The organism is Streptomyces sp. NPDC056347 (genome assembly GCF_042262625.1).
Classification (GTDB): domain Bacteria; phylum Actinomycetota; class Actinomycetes; order Streptomycetales; family Streptomycetaceae; genus Streptomyces.
Genome location: NZ_JBHJQP010000135.1, coordinates 18029 through 22470 on the forward strand (window position 1 = coordinate 18029; position 4442 = coordinate 22470).

Here is a 4442-nt window from a genome sequence, read left to right on the forward strand (position 1 = left end):
GCCCCCCACCCGGGCCCCCCCCCCCCACCACTCCACTCCGTGTGACCGTCGCGACGTGCGAACCGTGCGTGACGGTCGCCGGATCTCAGCCGTGCGTGACGGTCACCGGGGCGAAGCCGATCCGGGTCGTCGCCCCGTCCTGTGCCCAGCGCACCTCCACCGCGTCCGAGTCCACCACCACACCGCTCACCACCGGGTCGAGCGGCGCCGCGTCCGCCTCGGCGGTCAGCGAGGCGAGCGCGACCAGCACCGCCGTGCCGCCGTCGCCGTCGGCGGGCGCCGACAGCCGGGGCATCACCGCCCAGGGCGTGTACGCGGTGCCCTGCGGGGCCCGGACCTCGTCGGGGGACTCCCAGCCGTGCAGCCCGTGCAGTGCGGAGACCAGATTGTCGTCGCGGCCGGTCGCCCAGCCGGTCTGCTCCACCCGGGCCCCGTCCGGCGCGCCCAGCACCCGGTGCACCCGCAGCTCGTACCGGCCGCGCACCACCGTCACGCTCTCCACCCGCAGCCCCGGCACCATCGCGGAGCCCGAGGTGAACACCGGGCGGTGCCAGGAGGCGGCCCAGCCCCAGCCCTCGCCCCCTCCGGCGCCCAGCGCACGGATGATCCGGCGCTCGCTGCGCACCCCGGCGACCACCACGGCCAGATGGTTGTCGGCCGCGTTGCCCGGGGCCGTGGGTCCGGTCACCGTGGAGTACGACTGGCGGCTGTACAGCGGGTCGTCCTCGACCTGCCCCTCGCCCTCGTTCACGCGCACATGGTCGCTGCCGTGATTGTGCAGCCGTACGATCCCGTCGGCGCGGGTCGACTGGACGAGCAGTCCCGGCGTGGGCAGGGCGAGCACCCGGTCGGGGCCCTCGCTCGGCGCGGGCTCCTCGACCGCCGTCCACAGCGGATGATCCTGCGGGGCGAGCAGTGCCACGAAGGCCTTGGACGCCCAGTACGGCGACGCGGGCGCCGAGTAGCTCTGCAGCGACGCCTGGTGCGGGCCGTGCCAGCCCAGGTTCAGCAGCCCGTCCGTGCCGGTCGCGCCCCGGTCCAGGAAGTAGCGCAGCGCACCGCTGATCACCCGCCGCGAGGCCCCCGGTGCGAGCGGGGTGTGCCCGCTGACCGCGCCCATCGCGACCGAGGAGGCGGCCGCGAACCGGTAGGTCAGCGAGCGGCCGAAGTGGATCGGCGCGCCGTCGCCGCCGAACAGCAGCGAGAAGCCCTCCAGGTGCTCGCGCAGCCGGCCCCCGTAATGGGCGGACAGCTCAGCGTCGCCCGACAGGTACGCGTCCAGTACCGGATAGAGGTGCAGCGCCCAGCCGTTGTAGTGGTCGAAGGCCCGGCCGTCGCCGTCCGCGTACCAGCCGTCGCCCCGGTACCAGCCCTCCAGCAGGCCGACCGCGCGCTCCTTGGCCCGCGCGGTCTCGGCGTCGCCCCGGCCCACGGACTCCAGGAACCCGGCCACGGAGTACGGGAACAGGTACCAGTTGTTGGGGGCGGGGACGTGCCGCAGCGCGTCGCGCAGCCACGCCTCGGTCCGGTCACGCACCCCGTCGTCCAGCTGGTCCCAGAGCCACGGCCGGGTCAGCCGCAGACCGGTGGCGACCGAGGCGGACTCGACCATGGGCTGGCCGAAGACGGAGTGGCCGCGGATCAGCGGCCAGGACTCGGCGTCCTCACGGCCCGGGGTACGGGTCCCGGCCGCCAGCCCGTCCGCGTACCGGCCGAGCCAGCCGAAGGGGTCCTCGCCGTCCGCGCCCGCCACCCGGAAGGCGGCGGCGAGGAAGGTGCGCGCGTACCCCTCCAGACCGTCGGAACGCACTCCGGAGAAGGACGGCCTGCCCGGCAGGTCCAGCAGCGCGCCGCCCGGTGTGGCCCACTGCCAGGCGGCCCGCAGCAGCCCGTCGGCGGTGGCCTCCCAGTGGGCCCGGGTGTAACCGGTGTGCGGGCTCGACTCCCGGTCCTCGGCGGGGAGTCCGATGGGGGAGGGCGGGTGTGCGGCGGTCATGCGAGAAACGCCAGCCTTTCGCGTCGTACGGGGTGGGCGAAGCCGTCGCCCGCGGCCCAGCGGCCGGTCTCGGCGGCCGCCAGGTCGACCAGCCGTCGCAGTTCGTTGCCCTGGGAGCCCGCGAGGTGCGGGGTGATCAGGGCGCCCGGGCACTCCCAGAGCGGGTGCGCGGCGGGCAGTTCGTCGGGGTCGGTGACGTCGAGGACGGCCCGGATGCGCTCCTGGCGGAGCACGTCGACGAGCGCGTCCTGGTCGACGACGGCGCCGCGCGCGGTGTTGACGAGCACGGCGTCCTGGCGCATCGAGGTCAGCAGCTCACGGCTGACGAGCCCGCGGGTGGCGGGCAGCAGCGGGGCGTGGACGCTCACCACGTCGCTCCGCTCGAAGAGTTCGGCGAGGCCGACGGAGCGCACGCCCAGCTCGGCGGCCTCCGCCCCGGAGACGTACGGGTCGTGCAGCAGGACCGTGAGGTCGTAGGGGCGCAGCAGCTCGACGACGCGGCGGCCGATCATCGAGGCGGACAGGATGCCCACGGTGCGGCCGTAGTTGCCGATGTGGCCGGGGGCCTCCAGCCAGTCGTCCCGGCGGCGCAGCGTGCGGTAGTCGTGGGACCGCTCCAGGACCCGCTTGCCGGAGAGCAGGATCATCGCGACGGTGTACTCCGCCACCGGCAGGGCGTTGGCGGCGGCGGCCGACGACACCTCGATGCCGCGCTCCCAGCACGCCTCGGTGATGTGTCCGCGGACGCTGCCCGCGGTGTGCACCACCGCACGCAGCCGGGGCGCCGAGGCCAGGGCCGCCGCGTCGATCGGCGGGCAGCCCCAGCCGGTGATCAGGACCTCGGCCTCGGCCAGTACGGAACGGGCCCGGTCGGTGGAGAAGTCGTCGAGCACGGGCAGCGGGGACAGCTCGCACACCGCGTCGAGCGCGGCCAGGGACGGGGCGTCGAGCAGCGCGGCGGCGGCCGCCGGTTTCATGGCGACGGCGGCACGCGGCCGGTTGCGGTCGACCGGGGTGCCGGGTGCGGTACGGGACATCTCTCTCCAGGTGGAGGTGCGGACGGCCGGGTCTCCGAGCACGGATCGACGGCTCTGCCGGCCGGGCAGGGATGCCTTCCGCGGCCGCCGGAACGGCTCATGGAAATCCTGATCGGCTGATCGGAACTGGTCAAGGGATCGATCAGAAGAAAATAAAACGGTCAAACGATCATTCAGTGGCAGGTTCCAGGGCCCGCGTCGATCCCCGCACTTCCAAGGTGGGCAGCAGCTCCGTCCGGCGCACCGGGCCGCCGGCACCCACGGCCCCGGACAGCCGGTGCAGCAGCAGCTCGGCGGCGGCCCGGCCGATCTCGGTCTTCGGAGGCGCCACCGCCGTCAGCGGCGGGCTCCCCAGGGCCGCGACCCCGTCGTCGTACGCCACCACCGAGCAGTCCCGGGGCACCTCGACCCCGTTCTCCGCCAGCCGCTGAACCAGCATCAGCGCGTCCACGTCGCCGTGCAGCACGGCCGCCGTCGCGGCCCGCTCCCGCAGCAGCGCGGCGAGGTCGACGGCGGCACCCCGGCCGTCGGCCGCGGCCAGGGGCGAGCTCAGCACCACCGTCCAGTCCGTCACCTCGGGGCGGGCCGCGGCGATCCCGGCGAACGCGGCCCGGACGCTGCGCGCCGTCGGGCTGTCGTCGCGGGCGGCCAGCACGATCCGGCGGTGCCCCAGCGCGACCAGGTGTTCCACGGCCAGATGCGTCCCGTACCAGTGATCCGAACAGACGGAATCCAGGGCGTGCAGCGGGCTGCCCGGCCGGGGACGCCGCTCCATCAGCACGGTCGGCACCCCCACGTCGGCCAGCCAGCCGTGGTCCCGCTCCTCCGCGTGGAGTCCGGGCCAGCGCGGTGCGATCAGCAGTCCGCGCACCCCGTCCGCCAGCGCCCGCTCGACCAGGGCGCGTTCGGCACCGGGCGAGGGGGGTGCGATGTGCAGGGCGATCCGGATGCCGGACTCCTCCAGGGCGGACCGGGCGCCGTGCAGGGTCTCGTACAGATAGGAGTGCCGCTCCGGTACGACCAGGGCGACCGCGCCGGCGTCCGGGGACGGCCCCCGGTCCCGGAGCGTCCGGTCCGCCGGGGCCGGGGCCACCGGATCGCGTACCGGGCGGGCCACCCCGTGCCCGCGGCGCAGCCGACCGGACCGGGTCAGTTCCTCGACGTCCCGCCGGACCGTGACGACCGAGACGTCCAGTTCGGCCGCGAGCACGGTGATGCGGACGGCGCCGCGCGACTCCACCACCGACAGGATCCGCTGCCGCCTCAGTTCCGCCGGCTCCCGCATGCCTGCTGCCCCCTCGCCGTACTGCCGCCGTACTGCCCGTTCGAACGCTTCGGGCGGGCGTCGGGCTCGCAGCATAGCGATCGGCCCTCCCGGACCGCCGCTCGTCGTGGGCGGAGGTCCGGGA

At 75.1% G+C, this 4442-nt stretch carries 3 protein-coding genes; all 3 read right to left on the reverse strand.

The window, feature by feature from the left end:
* Nucleotides 1-85 precede the first annotated feature (85 nt).
* On the reverse strand, nt 86-1996 hold the full coding sequence (locus ACFCV8_RS26420; RefSeq protein ID WP_376687935.1) for a DUF2264 domain-containing protein: 1911 nt from the start codon (nt 1994-1996) through the stop codon (nt 86-88).
* The gene (locus ACFCV8_RS26425) at nt 1993-3033 is read right to left on the reverse strand and encodes a hydroxyacid dehydrogenase (protein ID WP_376687936.1); all 1041 of its coding nucleotides are present in this window, start codon (nt 3031-3033) and stop codon (nt 1993-1995) included. The genes ACFCV8_RS26420 and ACFCV8_RS26425 overlap by 4 nt, the downstream gene beginning before the upstream one ends.
* Nucleotides 3034-3202: 169 nt before the next feature.
* On the reverse strand, nt 3203-4318 hold the full coding sequence (locus tag ACFCV8_RS26430; RefSeq protein WP_376687937.1) for a substrate-binding domain-containing protein: 1116 nt from the start codon (nt 4316-4318) through the stop codon (nt 3203-3205).
* Between the last annotated feature and the right edge of the window lie 124 nt (nt 4319-4442).

Excerpts from the sequence above, each read along its gene's own strand:
- ACFCV8_RS26420 (WP_376687935.1), bottom strand. The coding sequence starts at position 1,996 with ATGACCGCCGCACACCCGCCCTCCCCCATCGGACTCCCCGCCGAGGAC.
- ACFCV8_RS26425 (WP_376687936.1), bottom strand. The coding sequence starts at position 3,033 with ATGTCCCGTACCGCACCCGGCACCCCGGTCGACCGCAACCGGCCGCGT.
- ACFCV8_RS26430 (WP_376687937.1), bottom strand. The coding sequence starts at position 4,318 with ATGCGGGAGCCGGCGGAACTGAGGCGGCAGCGGATCCTGTCGGTGGTG.